The 15777-nt window shown below is 73.0% G+C and carries 14 protein-coding genes; 10 read left to right on the plus strand and 4 right to left on the minus strand.

The genetic code is table 11. The annotated features are described in order from the left end of the window. Positions 1-6: 6 nt before the first annotated feature. Complete coding sequence (gene scpA / locus ACZ7GJ_RS00080; protein WP_470747807.1) at positions 7-2202, minus strand: methylmalonyl-CoA mutase; 2196 nt, start codon at positions 2200-2202, stop codon at positions 7-9. Further along, complete coding sequence (locus ACZ7GJ_RS00085; RefSeq protein ID WP_470747809.1) at positions 2199-4139, minus strand: methylmalonyl-CoA mutase family protein; 1941 nt, start codon at positions 4137-4139, stop codon at positions 2199-2201. The genes scpA and ACZ7GJ_RS00085 overlap by 4 nt, the downstream gene beginning before the upstream one ends. A gap of 1063 nt (positions 4140-5202) precedes the next feature. Between ACZ7GJ_RS00085 and ACZ7GJ_RS00090 the strand changes: the two genes are divergently transcribed. The 6 genes from ACZ7GJ_RS00090 (at position 5203) to ACZ7GJ_RS00115 (ending at position 11089) form a co-directional block, all read left to right on the plus strand. Next, the gene (locus tag ACZ7GJ_RS00090; RefSeq protein ID WP_470747811.1) at positions 5203-6138 is read left to right on the plus strand and encodes a TauD/TfdA dioxygenase family protein; all 936 of its coding nucleotides are present in this window, start codon (positions 5203-5205) and stop codon (positions 6136-6138) included. A 136-nt stretch (positions 6139-6274) separates the two neighbouring features. Further along, positions 6275-6832, plus strand: a complete 558-nt coding sequence (ssuE, locus tag ACZ7GJ_RS00095; RefSeq protein WP_470747813.1) for an NADPH-dependent FMN reductase — start codon at positions 6275-6277, stop codon at positions 6830-6832. Positions 6833-6911: 79 nt separating this feature from the next. Then, positions 6912-7940, plus strand: coding sequence for an ABC transporter substrate-binding protein (locus tag ACZ7GJ_RS00100; protein WP_470747815.1), 1029 nt, complete (start codon positions 6912-6914; stop codon positions 7938-7940). A gap of 5 nt (positions 7941-7945) precedes the next feature. Continuing rightward, entirely contained in the window at positions 7946-8776 is an 831-nt protein-coding gene (locus ACZ7GJ_RS00105; protein ID WP_470747817.1) for an ABC transporter ATP-binding protein, read from the plus strand. Next, positions 8773-9669, plus strand: coding sequence for an ABC transporter permease (locus tag ACZ7GJ_RS00110; protein WP_470747819.1), 897 nt, complete (start codon positions 8773-8775; stop codon positions 9667-9669). Before ACZ7GJ_RS00105 ends, ACZ7GJ_RS00110 begins: the two co-directional genes overlap by 4 nt. A gap of 70 nt (positions 9670-9739) precedes the next feature. Continuing rightward, positions 9740-11089: an LLM class flavin-dependent oxidoreductase gene (locus ACZ7GJ_RS00115; RefSeq protein WP_470747821.1), complete on the plus strand. Its 1350-nt coding sequence runs from the start codon at positions 9740-9742 to the stop codon at positions 11087-11089. Positions 11090-11143: 54 nt separating this feature from the next. Here ACZ7GJ_RS00115 and ACZ7GJ_RS00120 read toward each other — a convergent pair whose 3' ends face one another. Beyond that, positions 11144-12064, minus strand: coding sequence for an NADP-dependent oxidoreductase (locus ACZ7GJ_RS00120; RefSeq protein ID WP_470747823.1), 921 nt, complete (start codon positions 12062-12064; stop codon positions 11144-11146). A gap of 62 nt (positions 12065-12126) precedes the next feature. After that, a complete protein-coding gene (locus ACZ7GJ_RS00125) occupies positions 12127-12855 on the minus strand; it encodes a DUF2470 domain-containing protein (RefSeq protein WP_470747825.1) in 729 nt (242 codons plus the stop codon). Between the two features lie 172 nt (positions 12856-13027). On the opposite strand from ACZ7GJ_RS00125, the gene ACZ7GJ_RS00130 reads away from it, so the two are divergent. The 4 genes from ACZ7GJ_RS00130 to ACZ7GJ_RS00145 all read left to right on the plus strand — a co-directional run bounded on the left by ACZ7GJ_RS00130 (position 13028) and on the right by ACZ7GJ_RS00145 (position 15739). Next, positions 13028-13423: a cell division protein SepF gene (locus tag ACZ7GJ_RS00130; RefSeq protein ID WP_365920503.1), complete on the plus strand. Its 396-nt coding sequence runs from the start codon at positions 13028-13030 to the stop codon at positions 13421-13423. 67 nt (positions 13424-13490) lie between these two features. Beyond that, positions 13491-14717: an AAA family ATPase gene (locus ACZ7GJ_RS00135; protein WP_470747828.1), complete on the plus strand. Its 1227-nt coding sequence runs from the start codon at positions 13491-13493 to the stop codon at positions 14715-14717. A gap of 5 nt (positions 14718-14722) precedes the next feature. Beyond that, positions 14723-15103 carry a nucleotide pyrophosphohydrolase gene (locus tag ACZ7GJ_RS00140; protein ID WP_470748697.1) on the plus strand — a complete coding sequence of 127 codons (381 nt, stop codon included), beginning with the start codon at positions 14723-14725 and terminating at the stop codon, positions 15101-15103. A gap of 150 nt (positions 15104-15253) precedes the next feature. After that, entirely contained in the window at positions 15254-15739 is a 486-nt protein-coding gene (locus tag ACZ7GJ_RS00145; protein ID WP_365920509.1) for a DUF6099 family protein, read from the plus strand. Positions 15740-15777: the final 38 nt, after the last annotated feature.

Raw genomic sequence — 15777 nt, forward strand, 5'->3', positions numbered from 1 at the left:
CGCCGCCTACAGCTCGTGGCCCAGGTCCGCGGCGAGCCGCGCCACCAGGTCGTGCGCCGCGTCCGGGATGACCGTGCCGGGCGGGAACACCGCCGTCGCCCCCATCTCCAGGAGCGTGGGCACGTCCGCGGGCGGGATGACCCCACCCACGACGATCATGATGTCCTCGCGGCCCTCCTCCGCCAACTGCTCGCGCAGCGCCGGTACGAGGGTCAGGTGGCCGGCCGCCAGCGACGAGACGCCCACCACGTGGACGTCCGCCTCGACGGCCTGGCGGGCCACCTCCGCCGGGGTCTGGAACAGCGGGCCGACGTCCACGTCGAAGCCCAGGTCGGCGAAGGCCGTCGCGATCACCTTCTGGCCGCGGTCGTGGCCGTCCTGGCCCATCTTGCAGACCAGGATGCGCGGACGGCGGCCCTCCGCCTCCTCGAACCGGTTGATGAGCGCACGGGTGCGCTCCAGGGACGGGGACTCGCCTGCCTCGGTTCGGTACACACCCGAGATCGTACGGATCTGGCTCGCGTGCCGCCCGTACACCTTCTCCAGTGCGTCGGAGATCTCACCGACGGTGGCCTTGGCGCGCGCCGCGTCCACCGCCAGGGCCAGCAGGTTGCCCTCCCCGCGCCCGGCCGCGTTCGTCAGCGCCCGCAGGGTGTCCTGGGTGAGCGCCTCGTCGCGCTCCTCGCGCAGCCGCCGCAGCTTGGCGATCTGCTGCGAGCGCACCGAGGAGTTGTCGACCTTGAGGACGTCGATCGCCTCGTCGTTCTCCACCCGGTACTTGTTGACGCCGATCACCGGCTGCCGGCCGGAGTCGATCCGCGCCTGGGTACGGGCCGCGGCCTCCTCCACGCGCAGCTTCGGGATGCCCGCGTCGATGGCCTGCGCCATGCCGCCGGCCGCCTCGACCTCCTCGATGTGCTGCCAGGCCCGGCGTGCCAGGTCGTACGTCAGCTTCTCGACGTACGCGCTGCCGCCCCACGGGTCGATCGAGCGGCAGGTCCCCGACTCCTGCTGGAGCAGCAGCTGGGTGTTGCGGGCGATGCGCGCCGAGAAGTCCGTCGGCAGCGCCAGGGCCTCGTCGAGGGCGTTGGTGTGCAGCGACTGGGTGTGGCCCTGCGTCGCGGCCATCGCCTCGATGCACGTGCGCGTGACGTTGTTGAAGACGTCCTGCGCCGTCAGCGACCAGCCCGAGGTCTGCGAATGGGTGCGCAGCGAAAGTGACTTGGCGTTCTTCGGGTCGAACTGCTTGACCAGCCGCGCCCACAGCAGGCGGGCGGCGCGCAGCTTCGCGACCTCCATGAAGAAGTTCATGCCGATCGCCCAGAAGAACGACAGGCGCGGCGCGAACGCGTCCACGTCCAGCCCGACGGCCTGCCCGGCCCGCAGGTACTCCACGCCGTCGGCGAGGGTGTACGCCAGCTCCAGGTCGGCCGTCGCCCCGGCTTCCTGGATGTGGTAGCCGGAGATGGAGATCGAGTTGTACCGCGGCATCTTCTGCGAGGTGAAGGCGAAGATGTCGGAGATGATCCGCATCGAGGGCTTGGGCGGGTAGATGTAGGTGTTGCGGACCATGAACTCTTTGAGGATGTCGTTCTGGATGGTCCCGGCGAGCTTGTCGGGGGAGACGCCCTGCTCCTCCGCCGCCACGATGTACAGCGCGAGGACCGGCAGCACCGCGCCGTTCATCGTCATCGACACCGTCATCTTGTCCAGCGGAATGCCGTCGAAGAGCTGGCGCATGTCGTAGATCGAGTCGATCGCCACGCCCGCCATGCCGACGTCGCCGGTCACGCGCGGGTGATCGCTGTCGTAGCCGCGGTGCGTCGGCAGGTCGAAGGCGATCGACAGGCCCTTCTGGCCGGCCGCGAGGTTGCGGCGGTAGAAGGCGTTGGACTCCTCGGCCGTGGAGAAGCCCGCGTACTGCCGGATCGTCCAGGGCTGGTTGACGTACATCGTCGGGTACGGGCCGCGCAGGTACGGGGCCACGCCCGGGTACGTGTTGAGGAAGTCCAGGCCCTCCAGGTCCGCGCCCGTGTACAGCGGCTGTACGCCGATGCCCTCGGGGGTCTCCCACAGCAGATCGCCCGGGGCGGTGCCCGTGGACTCCTTCACCGCCGCGCGCCACTGCTCCTGGGAACCGGCCGCGGGGGCGGCGCCGTTCAGCGCGAGCCCGGAGAAATCGGGGATACCGGTGCCGCTCAAGACGCGACTCCCATCCGGTCGAGAACGGAGGACAGCACGGCGACGGCGTCGCAGCCCGCGAAGACGTACTCGTCCGCGGCCTGCCCGGCGGTGCCGGGCCGGCCGGCGAGGAACACGGTCGTGGCACCCGCCGCGCGCAGGGCGGCGGACACCGCCTCGGCCTGCTCCTCGTACAGCGCGTCGCTGGAGCACAGCACGGCCATGCCGTCCGCGCCGCTCGCCGCGTAGGCCGCGGCGGCGCTCTGCGGGTCCACCGAGACCGGGTCGTGCACCGGCTCGATGCCGCCCGACTGGAACAGGTTCGAGGCGAAGGTGGCCCGGGCCGTGTGGGCGGCCGCCGGGCCCAGCGCCGCGAGGAAGATCCTCGGGCGGGCGCCGGTCGCGGCCAGGTGCGCGTCGCTGCGGGCGCGCAGCGCCTCGTACGCCTCGTCGCGCCGTACGCGGGGCAGCCCGCCGGTGGGCAGCTGCGGCGCGGGCTCGCGTACGACCGGCTTCTCCGACAGCAGCGGGAACTCGCTGACGCCGGTGATCGGCTCGCGGCGCTTGGCCAGCTTGGCGGAGCGCTCGGCCCAGGTGGCGGCGAGCCGGTCGGCGACCAGCCCGGAGCGCAGGGCGGCGGCCAGGCCGCCGGACTTCTCGATCGTCTGGAAGGACTCCCAGGCCGCGTGCGCGAGTTCGTCGGTGAGCCGCTCCACGTAGTAGGAGCCGCCGGCCGGGTCGATGACGCGGGCCAGGTGCGACTCCTCCAGCAGGATGGTGGAGGTGTTGCGCGCGATGCGGCGGGCGAAGGCGTCCGGCAGGCCCAGTTCGTGGTCGAAGGGGAGCACGGTGACCGAGTCCGCGCCGCCCACGCCCGCCGCCATGCAGGCGACGGTGGTGCGCAGCATGTTCACCCAGGGGTCGCGACGGGTCATCATCACCGGCGAGGTCACCGCGTGCTGGTGCTGCGCACCGGCCTCGGGGGCCCCGCAGGCCTCGGCTACGCGGGCCCACAGGCGGCGGGCGGCGCGGAACTTGGCGATGGTGAGGAACTGGTCCGCGGTGGCGGCGTAGCGGAACTCCAGCTGGCCGAGGGCCGCTTCGATGCCCAGCCCGCCCTCGGTGAGGGTGTGCAGGTAGGCCACGCCGGTGGCCAGGGACAGGCCGAGCTCCTGGCCCGCGGAGCCGCCGGCCTCGTGGTACGGGAGCGCGTCGACGGTCAGGGCGCGGATGCCGGGCCAGTCGGCGGCGGCCGTGCGGGCCAGCTCGACGGCTTCGGCGGGGTCGAGCCGCTCTCCCGTACGGGCCTCGTGGCCCAGCGGGTCGGCGCCCAGGGAGGCCCGGGCGGCCGCGGGGGCGACCTCGCGCTCGGCGTACAGGCGCAGCAACGCGCGGGCGGCGTCGGCGTATTCGGCCCCGGCGTCGAGGGAGACGGGCGCGAGGTCGAGGTAGACCCCGGCCAGGGCGCGGGGGAGCGCGTCGACCGGGAGGCCGCCGGCGCCGACGGTGAGCCACAGCGAGGTGACGCCGTTCTCCAGGTCGGCGAGGACCGCCTCGTTCACCCGTACGGGATCGGTGCCGAGGAGCCGCTGGCGTACGTCCCAGCCGGCGGCGGCGTTGCCTTCGGGCCTGCCGCCCCGTACGAAGGGGGCAAACCCTGGGAACGCGGCGAACGCAGCGGACGCGGTGGCCGCGGCGGACGCAGCGTTCCCGGGAGATCCGGGAACGCCTTCGTCCCCGTCGGGGCCGGTGTGCTCGGCCGTCGCGGGTGCGGTGTACAGCGGGCGGGTGGTGAGCCCGTCCTCAAGCTTCGTGGACAACGCGTCTTCCGCTGCCTCGCCGGAAACTTCCTTGCCCGACTTGCGCAGCACGCCCTCTACCAGGCGCTGCCACTGCTCATGCGTCGCGTCAGGGAATTCGGCGGCCAAGGAGAGCCCGTCATCAGGCAGGACCGTCATGGCTCGAATGTTAGGGGGGTCCCCGAAGCGCGCCTATAACCATCGGATGTGATCTCCCCCTCTCATGTGAGACGGGAGGGGTCACGAAAGAGCGGTACGGCCGTGGCGGCCGTTGGCCGGGGGTGGGGGGCGCGGCTCCCTGCGGGCGGCCCGGGGGCGTACCCGGTCGTGCCGGTCCGCCGGGGCGGGGGCGGGCGGTGGTCCGGTCGGGTGCCGGTGCCCCGGCGGGGCCGTCCCGATCGCCGTCCCGATCGCCGTCCCGATCGCCGTTCGGCGGGAGCGTGGCGGGTGCGTTGCGTCGGTATGAAATCAGGCCACGGTTTTCGGCCGCCGGGGGTGGGGTGGCGGGCTGCGCGGGATCGGTGGAAACACCAGGTCAGGTGGGGTGTGCCGGCTTGCGCGGGAGGGTCCTTTCGGGCCTGCTCGGGGGTCGCCGGCGGGGGTTGACCGGTGCCGGGGGCGCTGACAGTCTCCGAGGCATGTCCGCGACCGAACTCCTCGCTCCGCGGCTCCACACCCCCGGCTCCTGTACCGCGCCGGGCGAGTGTCCGGGCCGCTGTCCGGCCCCGCGCCGCGCCTGAGCGCGCACCGCCACTCCGGGGCGCGCAGCGCCTGAGCCCCCGGCCCCGCCCGGTCCGACCACGTCGGCCCCGCGCCGGTCGCCGGTCCGGCTCACCCCCGGGCCTCGCCGCCCGTCCCGCGCCACTACCTCAGGCCGGCGCCCGCCGTCCCCCCGCCTCCGTCCTGCTTCCCCGGCTCGCCGGCCGTCCCACGCCGCCCGCCCCACGCCGCTACCTCCGGCCGGCGACGCCGTACCCGCGCCTCCGTCCCTCCGGGCTCGCCGCCCGTCCAGCGCCGCTGAATCCGGCTGTGTTGCCCGTACCCGCGCCTCTGTCCTGCTTCCCCGGCTCGCCGGCCGCCCCACGCCGCTACCTCCGGCCGGCGACGCCGTACCCCGCCTCCGCTTCCGGCTCGCGCTGCTCGTCGCGCCGAGGCACGGGAGCGCGCACGTTCTGCCGTAGCCCCCGCCCCGCGGGGTTGCGGAAACAACCAAGGAGTCCTCATGGCCACCGCCACCCGTACCGACATCACCGTCACCAAGATCGGCGGCCGCATCGGCGCCGAGATCGCCGGAGTGACGCTCGGCGGCGGACTCGACGCCGACGCCGTGGCCGCGATCCGCGCCGCGCTGCTCGCCCACAAGGTCGTCTTCTTCCGCGGCCAGGACCACCTCGACGAGGCCTCGCACGAGGCCTTCGCCCAGCTGCTCGGGGCCCCCGTCGCGCACCCCACCGTGCCCTCCGCGGACGGCCGCTACGCCCTCGGCATCGACTCCCACCACGGCGCCCGCGCCAACCAGTGGCACACCGACGTCACCTTCGTCCCCGCCTACCCGGCCTTCTCCATCCTGCGCGCCGTCACCATCCCCCCGTACGGCGGCGACACCCTCTGGGCCAACACCGCCACCGCGTACAGCACCCTCCCCGAACCGCTGCGCGTCCTCGCCGACAGCCTGCGCGCCGTCCACTCCAACGAGTACGACTACGCGGCCCTCAAGCCCGACGCCCTTCCCGAGGCGCTCGCCCAGTACCGGGAGGTGTTCACCTCCACCAAGTTCCTCACCGAGCACCCCGTGGTCCGAGTCCACCCCGAGACCGGCGAACGCACCCTGCTCCTCGGCAACTTCGTCCAGCGCATCAGCGGTCTGAGCGGCCGCGACTCCCGCATCCTGCTGGACCTCTTCCAGGCCCACATCGAGAGCCCGGAGAACACCGTCCGCCGGCAGTGGCAGGCCGGGGACGTCGCGATCTGGGACAACCGCGCCACCCAGCACTACGGCGTCGACGACTCCGACGACCACGAGCGCACCCTGCGCCGCGTCACCGTCGACGGCGACGTCCCGGTCGGCCCCGACGGGGTCCCGTCCCGCCTGATCAGCCCCGAGACCGTGCCGGACCCGGCCTTCGGCATCGCCTCCGGGGCGTCCCACACCCCCTAGGTCGTGTCGTCAAAGTCCCGTCTGGCCGGCGGGGCCTGGTGCGCCCTTCGGGCGGCCGACGCCACCTTGACGACACCCCCTAGGCCCCGCCGCCCCCGCCCCGCCCACGGACCGAACGACCACCCAAGGAGCCCCCGTGCCCAAGCTGCTCGCCATCACCGGCAGCCCCTCCCTCCACTCCCGTACCGCCGTCGTCGCCGACCACGTGCTGCGCCGCCTCATCCACGCAGGGTTCGACACCGGCCACCTCGCGGTACGCGAACTGCCCGCCGCGGACCTGCTCTCCGCCCGTCGCGGCGAGCCGGAGATCCGCCGGGCGCTCGAAGCCGTCGCCGCAGCCGACGGGATCGTCATCGCCACCCCGGTCTACAAGGCCTCGTACACCGGCCTGCTCAAGGCCTTCCTCGACCTGCTCCCGCAGGACGGGCTCGCCGGCAAAACGGTTCTGCCCATCGCCACCGGCGGCAGCCTCGCCCACGTCCTGACCATCGACTACGCCCTGCGCCCCGTCCTCGCCGCACTGGGCGCCCGGCACGTCACCGCCGGCCGGTTCGTCCTGGACTCCTCCGTCGAGCGCGGCTCCGGCCCCGACCGGCTGCGGCCCGAGGCGGAGCTGGACCTCTTCCAGGCCGTCGACGAGTTCGCCGACGCCCTGCGCGCCGCCGACACCGCCGCGCTCACCACCGCCGGGTAGCCCACGGCCCGTAGCCCCAGGCCCACAGCCCCCGCACCCACCCCCTGACGCAATCCCGCGCACCCGACAAGGACCCGTCATGCCCGCAGCCTTCACCACGACCTCCACCTCCCGGCGCCAGTTCCTCACCCTGCTCGGCATCTCGGCGGCCGCGGTGAGCTGCGGCACGGCCACCGCCACCGGCGGCTCCGGCCGGGTCACGTCGCTCAAGTACCAGGGTGCGGTCGGTACGGTCACCCTCCCCGAACTCGCCGCCGACCTCGGCTACCTCGGCGACGTCACCCTCGACTGGGTGGGCAACACCACCAGCGGCCCCCAGGACATCCAGTCCGCAGCCACCGGCCAGACCCACTTCGGCAGCGCCTTCAACGGGGCCGTCATCAAACTCGCCTCCACCAACGCGCCGATCAAGGCCGTCATCTCCTCCTACGGCTCTGACCAGTACTCCTACGGCGGCTACTACGTCCTGGAGGACAGCCCGATCCGCTCGGCCCGCGACCTGATCGGCAAGAAGGTCGGCATGAACACCCTGGGCGCCCACTACCAGGCCCTCCTCGACATCTATCTGAGCCGGGGCGGCCTCTCCAAGGCGGACGCGGCCAAGGTAGAGCCGCTCGTCGTACCGCCCGTCAACACCGAGCAGTCGCTGCGGCAGAAGCAGATCGAGGTCGGGGTGCTCACCGGGGTCCTGCGCGACAAGGCCCTCGCGGTGGGCGGCATCCGGCCGCTGTTCACCGACGTCGAACTGCTCGGCCCGTTCAGCGCCGGGACGTACATCATGACCGAGCGCTTCATCGAGCAGAACCCGGACACCGTACGGACCTTCGTCACCGGCGTCGCCAAGGCCATCGAGTGGTCCCGCACCACCCCGCGCGAGCAGGTCGTCGCGCGGATGACGGAGATCGTCAAGAAGCGCGGCCGCAACGAGGACACCTCCACCCTGCAGTACTGGCGCTCCTACGGGGTCGCCGAGACGGGCGGCCGGATCGAGGACAAGGAGTTCCAGCTCTGGCTCGACTGGCTCGGTGAGCGCGGCGAGATCAAGCAGGGCCGGCTCAAGGCCGCCGACCTCTACACCAACGAGTTCAACGGCCACCGGAAGGGCTGATCGGCATGGCGAAGATCGTGTTCGAGGGAGTGAGCAAGACCTTCCCGACGAGGAACGCCAAGGGCCGCCCCGACGGCGGGCGGTTCACCGCCCTCGACGGGGTCGACCTGGAGATCGAGGCGGGCGAGTTCACGGTGGTCGTGGGCCCCAGCGGCTGCGGCAAGTCCACCCTCCTCGACCTGCTCGGCGGCCTGACCCGCCCGACGGCGGGCCGGATCCTGCTCGACGGCGAGCCGGTCACCGGACCGGGCCTGGACCGCGGCATCGTCTTCCAGCAGTACGCGCTGCTGCCGTGGCGCACCGCGCTGGGCAACATCGAATTCGGCCTGGAGGCGACCGGAGTCCCGCGCCGCCAACGAACGGCGAGGGCCCGGGAGTTCCTGGACCTGGTCGGCCTCACCGGCTTCGAGGACCGGCACCCGCACGAGCTGTCCGGCGGCATGCGCCAGCGGGTGGCGATCGCCCGCTCCCTGGCGTACGACCCGGACGTGCTGCTGATGGACGAGCCGTTCGCCGCACTCGACGCGCAGACCCGCGAGTCCTTGCAGGACGAACTGCGCCGCATCTGGCAGCGCACCGGCAAGACGATCGTGTTCATCACGCACGGCATCGAGGAAGCCGTGTACCTCGGGCAGCGGGTGGCCGTCATCACCTCCCGCCCCGGCCGGGTCAAGGCGGTGGTCCCGGTGTCGTTCGGGGACCGGGCCGCCGGCGCGACCGGTGAGGACCTGCGCTCCAGCCCGGAGTTCGCCCGCTACCGCCACGAGATCTGGACCCTGCTCCACGACGAGGTGGCCCGCGCCCAGCAACTGGAGAAGGAGGAGGCCGCCGTATGAGCACCGGAACCGACATCACCCCCGCCCCGGCCCTGGCCCCTGCACCGGCGCCTGCGCCGACCGAGGCCGCGGAGGTACGGGTCCCCGCCCGCGCGGTGGCGGTGGAGGCGGCGCCGCCGCGGAAGGGAGCGATCGGGCGGTGGCTGCGCGCCGCCGCACTGCGCTCGGCGGCGATCCTCGCACTGCTCGCGGTGTGGGAGACGGCGCCCCGGCTCGGCCTGGTGGACGCGACCTTCCTCCCCCCGGTGAGCGAGGTCGCCAGGGCCTGGTGGGAACTCCTGGGCGACGGGCAGCTCGCCGAGCACACCCGGGCCAGCCTGGTCCGCTCCTTCGGCGGCTTCGGTATCGCCGTGGTCGTCGCGGTGCCGCTCGGGCTGCTGATCGGCTGGTACCGCCCGGTCGCGGCGCTGCTCGGCCCGCTGCTGGAGCTGTTCCGCAACACCGCGGCCCTCGCGCTGCTGCCGGTGTTCGTGCTGCTGCTCGGGATCGGCGAGACCTCGAAGGTCTCGATCGTCGTCTACGCGTGCGTCTGGCCGATCCTGCTGAACACCATCAGCGCGGTCGGCAACGCCGACCCGACGCTCGTCAGACTGGCGCGCTCGATGGACCTGTCCACGCCGCGCCTGTTCCAGAAGGTGATCCTGCCGTCCTCGGTACCGGCCGTCTTCACGGGCATCCGCCTCGCCGGCGCGGTCTCGATCCTGGTCCTCGTGGCCGCGGAGATGATCGGCGCCAAGGCCGGGCTCGGGTACCTGATCAACGCCTCGCAGTTCAACTTCGCGATCCCGCAGATGTACGCGGGCATCGTGACCATCTCGGCGATCGGCGTGGCCTTCAACCAGCTCCTGGTCGCGGTCGAACGCCGCCTCAGCCTCTGGCGCATCCCAGCCTGACACCTCCGGCGGCGCCCACCCGCCCGGCGGGGACGCCCGCGTACGTACAACGCCGACACAAGGAACCGCCATGCCCGAACACCGGACCCTGCACCTCAACGCGTTCCTCATGAACGCCGGGCACCACGACGCCGCCTGGCGCCACCCGGACAGCGCCCCCGAGCGCATCACCGATCTGCGGTACTTCCAGGAGCTGGCCCGCACCGCCGAGCGCGGACGGCTCGACTCGATCTTCTTCGCCGACGGGCTCGCCCTCTGGGGCAAGGCCCGCTACAACGCCCTCGGCGGCTTCGAGCCGCTCACCCTGCTCTCCGCCATCGCTGCCGTCACCGAGCACATCGGACTCATCGCCACCGTCTCCACGACCTTCAACGAGCCCTACCACCTCGCCCGGAAGTTCGCCTCCCTCGACCACATCAGCGGCGGCCGGGCCGGCTGGAACATCGTCACCTCCGGCACCGTCGACGAGGCCCGCAACTTCAACCGGGACGAGCACCTCGAACACCGGCTCCGCTACGAGCGGGCCCGCGAGTTCCTCGACGTCGCGACCAAGCTCTGGGACAGCTGGGAGGACGACGCGATCGTCCTCGACAAGGAGCGGGGTATCTACGCCGACACCGACAAGCTCCACCCGGCCGACCACCGCGGCGAGTACTTCGGCGTCGCCGGCCCGCTCAACGTGCCCCGCTCGCCCCAGGGCCACCCGCTCCTGGTCCAGGCCGGATCCTCCGAGGACGGCAAGGAGTTCGCCGCCCGGTACGCCGAGGCCGTCTTCACCGCCCAGCAGACCCTCGCCGACGGCCAGACCTTCTACAAGGACCTCAAGTCCCGCCTCGCGAGGTACGGCCGCGCCGAGGGCGACCTGCTCGTTCTGCCCGGCATCGCCCCCGTCATCGGTTCCACCGAGGCCGAGGCCAAGGCCCTGGAGCAGCAGCTCACCGAGCTCCAGGTGCCGGAGTACGGGCTCGCCCAGCTCTCCGGGATGCTCGGCACCGACCTCACCGGCCTGCCCCTCGACGGCCCGCTGCCCGACCTGCCCGAGGAGCGGGACATCAACGGCAACAAGAGCCGCTTCACGCTCGTCGCCGAACTCGCCCGCCGTGACGGCCTCACCCTGCGCGAGCTGATCGCCCGCCTCGGCGCGGGCCGCGGCCACCGGGTCTTCGCCGGGACGCCCGAGCAGATCGCCGACCAGTTGGAGACGTGGTTCACCCAGGGCGCGGCCGACGGCTTCAACATCATGGCGCCGGTCCTGCCGACGGGCCTGACGGACTTCGTCGACCACGTCGTGCCGATCCTCCAGCGCCGCGGCCTCTTCCGCACCGAGTACACGGGCCGCACCCTCCGCGAGAACTACGGCCTGGCCCGCCCCGCCAACCGCTACGCCGCTGCCGGGGAGGCGCGGCCGGTCACGCAGTGAGTACGAGCTGCCGCGCCACCGGAGCTACGGGCTTCCGGTGGCGCGGCCGCGTGCTCAGACGGTCAGGACGATCTTGCCGCGGGTGCGGCCCGAGGCGCTCAGCTCCCAGGCCTTGGCCGCCTCGGCGAGCGGCAGCGCGTGCTCCACGTTGACCGTGAGCGCGCCCTCCTCGGCCAGCTTCGCCAGGAAGGTCAGGTCGGCGGTGTCCGGGCGCACCCACAGCTGGTGCGCGCCCTTGGCGGCGGCTTCGTAGTCGGCGATGGAGACCACCCGGGCGCGCTCCTTGACGAGGGACTGGAGGGTCTCGACGACCCCGTCCCCGTAGAAGTCCAGGCCGGCGTCGACGCCTTCGGGGGCCAGTTCGCGGACCCGGTCCGCCAGGCCCTCGCCGTAGAGGACCGGCTCGGCGCCGAGGGAGCGCAGGTAGTCGTGGTTGTGGGCGCCCGCGGTACCGATGACCCGCAGGCCGAGCGCGACGGCGATCTGCACGCCGAAGGAGCCGGTGCCGCCGGCGGCGGAGTGGATCAGCACGGTCTCGCCGGCCTTCAGGCCCACCCGGGTGAGCGACTGGTAGGCGGTCAGGCCGGCCAGCGGGATCCCCGCGGCCTGCTCGAAGGTCAGCCCGCGCGGCTTGCGCGCGAGGGTGCGCACGGGGGCGGAGACCAGCTCGGCGTAGGTGCCGAGCTCGACCCACTCCTTGCGGACGTACCCGTACACCTCGTCCCCGACGGCGTAGTCGAAGGTGTCCTCGCCGACGGCCTCGACGACTCCGGCCACGTCCCAGCCGGGTATGACGGGGTAGCGGACTTCCAGGATCGGGTCGAGATACCCGGCGGCGAGCTTCCAGTCCACCGGGTTGACGCCCGCGGCCTTCACGCGGACGAGCACCTCGCCGGGGCCGACCTTGGGCTCCGGTACGTCAACGAGCTTGAGGGCGTCGGCAGTTCCGTATGCGCTGTATGTGATTGCCTTCATGATCGCCCCAACGGGCCGCGGCCCCCGGCTATTCCGCCATTCCGCTCATTCGGCGTTCCGCCTCACGCAGGCAGGGTGTTGCGGTGCGAGCGCCGGCGGGCCGCGCTGAGCAGGGCCTGGATCTGCGCCCCGGACTGCTCCACGTCGTCCAGCGGTGAGGGGAAGGGCAGCCGTACGTCGTGGTGCCCGCGGTGCCGCTCCAGCCGCAGGGTGATCCCGTACCGGTCCATGGCGACGGGCAGCGCGCGGACGACCGCGGTGACGGGCACCGGCCGGACCAGGCGCAGCAGCAGGGTGACCAGTTCGGCGTGGTCGTCGAGGAGGTGGGTGAGCATGCCCGCCTCGTACGGGGCCAGCGGGTCGGGGCAGGCGGTGTCCAGCTCGTCGAGGCCGACGTACGAGCGGCCGTCCGCCGTCTCCAGCACGGCCCGGCCGAACTCCACGCAGGTGGAGTCGGCGCCGTCCTCGGTGTACGGGGTCAGCAGCCGGCCCAGCAGGGTGACCCGGGCGCGCACCCGGTCGCGAACGGGGGTGGGGGCGATGTCCGTGAACTCCAGCCGGATGGCGGGCCGGTGCTCGGCGTGGCCGCCCGGCTCGGCGGGGTGCAGGTGCAGCCGGCCGAGGGGGTCGGAGCCGTCGAGGTGGCGGACCTCGGTGCGCAGTCCGTCGGTGACCACGGTCATCGAGTGCGCGGCGGCCAGGATCGACCGGACCCGCTCGGCGTCGGTGGGCCGGGCGGCGGCGGGCGCGGGGTGGTCGGCCGGGGTGGCAGGGGGGCCGGACTTGCGCATGAGGATCTCTCCATCGTCCCGAGTGGCTACTTAGGTATGCCTAACCTAACCCATCCGTCAGGCCTCGGGGTAGTGGGCGACGCGACAGGTGCCTCGTGTCGCTGTTGGGCTGAACGGGTGAAACACGAGAGGATGGGGGGATGCACATGAAGCGCACGGCCGAGGCGGCCCGGTGAGCAGGTACGACGTCACCGACGAGCAGTGGGAGGGGCTCGCCCAGGTGGTCCCCCTGCGCAGCCGCAACGAATGGCCCTCCCGGGTGGACCACCGCACGATCTCCACGGCTCCCGGAGCGGTGGCGGCGGAGCAGCGGCGCTTCGTGGTGATCAGGGTCCAGATCTTCGCGGACGCCCGGGAGGTGGCCGAGTACCTGATCGCGCAGATCCCGGTGCTGCTCGACCTCACCGGCGCGGACAGTGAAGTGGCGAAGCGGATCCTGGACTTCAGCAGCGGCGTGGTCTTCGGGCTGGGCAGCGGGATGCACCGGGTCGACCGGAACGTCTTCCTGCTGGCGCCCGTCGGCACCGAGGTCGAGGGGATCGCGGCCGCGGCCGTCCCCCGATCGTAGGAAGGTCGCGGCGAGGGAACGGTTCGGCGGGCCCCCGGGGGGTCCGGCGGGCCGTACCGTCCGGCGCATGGACGCCACCACCTTGGACGCCACCGCCTCCACCTCGGACTTCACGGCCTCGGACGCCCCGGCCCCGCTCCCGGATCCGGCCGCGCCGGCGGACGCCCCGGTCCACCACCGGCCCGCGGTGACGCAGTTACGGCTCTCCGCCTACGCCTCGCACCGCGGGGCCGCCTTCCCGCTCGGGCCCGTCACCCTGTTCGCCGGGCCGAGCGGCAGCGGCAAGTCCCGGGCCCTGGAGGCCTACGGGGCCCTCGCGACCCTGGGCTCGGGCGCGACCCTGGAGCAGGTCTTCCCGGACGCGCGCGCCCTGATCCCGGACCGCGCCGTGCCCGACGCCGAGCGGCGCCGCGGCTTCCGCATCGGCTGCACCGTCGACGGGCCCGCCGGGCCGGTCCGGCTCGACCTCGCCGTGCAGGCCGAGCCGACGCTGCGGATCGTCGGCGAACGGCTCTCCGTGGACGGGCAGATCCTGCTCAGCACCGCGCTGCGCGACCCCGGGCGGCGGTCCGTCCAGGCCGCCTGGCTGACCGGCGGCGCCACCGGGGTCACCAAGGCCCCGCTGCCCGACGACCGGCTCGGTACGGCGATGCTCCCGCTGCGCGTGGCCGGCGCCACGGCCGGGCAGCGGCAGGTGCTGGCCGCCGCCGAGCAAGTGGTGGTGGCGCTGCGCTCGGTGTTCCCCTGCGACCCCCGCCCGGAGCGGATGCGGGCGCCCGTGCCGCCGGGGTGGGGGCGGCTGCTGGGCGACTGCGCGAACCTGGCCGACGTACTGCGCCGGACCCGCGGCGAGTGCGGCACCCGCCACACGCTGCTGGCCGAGGCGGCCCGTACCGGCTGCGCGGGACCGGTGGCGGGGCTGGACGTACGCGCTCCCGCGGAAGGCCCCGTCACGGCGCTGCTGGACCGGGGTCCCGGCCGGGCCGGCACGGAACTGGGCCGGCTCGGCGCGGGCGAGCTCCGCTTCCTGGCGCTGGCTCTGGTCCTGCTGACCGGGCCGGGGGTGCTGGCCATGGACCCGGCCGCCGAACTGCTGTCCGCGCGGCAGGCGCTGACCGTACTGGCCGACGGCCTGGACCGGGACCTGGACCGGCGGCAGAGCGCCGAGCTGCTGCGGCTGGCCCGGCTGGCGTGCGGGCGCGGGCAGGTCCGGCTGGTGGCATCGGTGGGGGAGGCGTGCGCGGCGGCCGCCCGGGAGCTCCCGGGGGTGTCGGTGGTAGACCTGTCGGCATGAACGACATGCGGGACACCCCTGAATCCCGGCACGACGAGCGCGGACCCGACGAGCCCCGGCCCGACGAGCGCCTGGACCGGCTCCAGCGGCGGCTCGCGCAGTTCGCGGCGGCGCGCGGCTGGGAGCCGTACCACACGCCCAAGAACCTGGCCGTGGCGTTGAGCGTGGAGGCGGCCGAACTGGTCGAGATCTTCCAGTGGCTGACGCCGGAACAGTCGGTCAGGGTCATGGAACAGCCGGAAACCGCACACAGAGTTGCCGATGAGGTGGCAGACGTGCTCGCGTATCTGCTGCAATTCTGTGAGGTTCTAGGGGTGGATGTGCTGGATGCGCTCGCCGCGAAGATCGAGAGGAACGAGCTCCGCTTTCCGGCGCCGGGTGCTTAGACACGGAATCGTCACTCTTCGGAGTGATGGCGTCGTCCACAACCATGTTTGTGTCCACAGATTTCCGAATACCCCTGGCTTTACTGGTTCGTTGCCCTCACTCTGGGTAGTGGTGAGAACGGCGGATGTCGTGCGGACGGGGGACGGCATATGGATGCGGTACGGCTCATCGCGGCCGGCCGGCACGCGCTGGCACAGAGCGGGGCTGCGTGGGACATCGTGGGCGAGGCCTGGCAGGCACAGGCCCTCGCGCAGGGAATAGGGAGCTGGCTGGCGGTCACCGGGCCGCCGGAGCTGAGAGCGGAGGCACGGGGGCTGGGTGAAGCAGGGGGCAGAGGCTGCGGGGTGCTCGACAGAGCGGCCCTGCTCGGCGAGGGGATAGCGCCCGAACATCCACCGCGGGCGGCGCAGCTGACCGGGGTGGCGGACGTCCGGCAGGCGCTGCTCGGACTCCAGGCGCTCCTCGGCGAAGTGGGCATAGCCCTGGTCGGGGTGGCCTGCGGGACGGACGACGAAGGCCTGTACTGGCAGTGCATCGAGTCGATAGACGCGGCCGACGAGTCGAGCGATCGGGTCCGGGCGATCCTGCGCCGGCTGACCGTCCGCGAACGGGGGTCGGCAACCGGCGTGGCCTGAGGCGACCGCGCGTCGTGGCGGGGTCCCGCCGCGCGCGG

It is taken from the genome of Streptomyces sp. NPDC037242, assembly GCF_055604165.1.

Coding starts and splice junctions, on each gene's coding strand:
- ACZ7GJ_RS00085 (WP_470747809.1), bottom strand. CDS start 4,139: ATGACGGTCCTGCCTGATGACGGGCTCTCCTTGGCCGCCGAATTCCCT.
- ACZ7GJ_RS00090 (WP_470747811.1), top strand. CDS start 5,203: ATGGCCACCGCCACCCGTACCGACATCACCGTCACCAAGATCGGCGGC.
- ACZ7GJ_RS00100 (WP_470747815.1), top strand. CDS start 6,912: ATGCCCGCAGCCTTCACCACGACCTCCACCTCCCGGCGCCAGTTCCTC.
- ACZ7GJ_RS00105 (WP_470747817.1), top strand. CDS start 7,946: ATGGCGAAGATCGTGTTCGAGGGAGTGAGCAAGACCTTCCCGACGAGG.
- ACZ7GJ_RS00110 (WP_470747819.1), top strand. CDS start 8,773: ATGAGCACCGGAACCGACATCACCCCCGCCCCGGCCCTGGCCCCTGCA.
- ACZ7GJ_RS00115 (WP_470747821.1), top strand. CDS start 9,740: ATGCCCGAACACCGGACCCTGCACCTCAACGCGTTCCTCATGAACGCC.
- ACZ7GJ_RS00120 (WP_470747823.1), bottom strand. CDS start 12,064: ATGAAGGCAATCACATACAGCGCATACGGAACTGCCGACGCCCTCAAG.
- ACZ7GJ_RS00125 (WP_470747825.1), bottom strand. CDS start 12,855: ATGCGCAAGTCCGGCCCCCCTGCCACCCCGGCCGACCACCCCGCGCCC.
- ACZ7GJ_RS00135 (WP_470747828.1), top strand. CDS start 13,491: ATGGACGCCACCACCTTGGACGCCACCGCCTCCACCTCGGACTTCACG.
- ACZ7GJ_RS00140 (WP_470748697.1), top strand. CDS start 14,723: ATGCGGGACACCCCTGAATCCCGGCACGACGAGCGCGGACCCGACGAG.
- ACZ7GJ_RS00145 (WP_365920509.1), top strand. CDS start 15,254: ATGGATGCGGTACGGCTCATCGCGGCCGGCCGGCACGCGCTGGCACAG.